Origin of the sequence: Marinomonas gallaica (genome assembly GCF_001639745.1) — a bacterium.
Taxonomy (GTDB): Bacteria; Pseudomonadota; Gammaproteobacteria; order Pseudomonadales; family Marinomonadaceae; genus Marinomonas; species Marinomonas gallaica.
Genome location: NZ_LTAX01000087.1, coordinates 1 through 262, shown reverse-complemented (window position 1 = coordinate 262; position 262 = coordinate 1). Strand labels below are relative to the sequence as shown.

Sequence of the window (262 nt, the reverse complement as noted above, 5' to 3'; positions counted from 1 at the left end):
ACCTAGGATTGCTCCGACTGAAGAAAGTTCAGCTGACGCAAGATATACATTAGCACCAGTACCAAGACGGTTCGGGAAGTTACGAGTCGACGTAGACATTACCGTCGCTTCGTCAGCAACACGCGCTTGGTTACCCATACACAAAGAACATCCCGGTGTTTCGATACGAACTCCAGCACGACCAAAGATACCGTAGTAGCCTTCTTCTGTTAGCTGGTCACGGTCCATCTTCGTTGGTGGAGCAATCCATAGGCGAGTATCA

General features: G+C 49.6%; 1 protein-coding gene. It reads right to left on the bottom strand.

Annotated features, from left to right (window positions below):
* On the bottom strand, positions 1 to 262 hold a 262-nt coding region (locus tag AYW76_RS18740), incomplete at both ends, for an aconitase family protein (protein WP_231872662.1).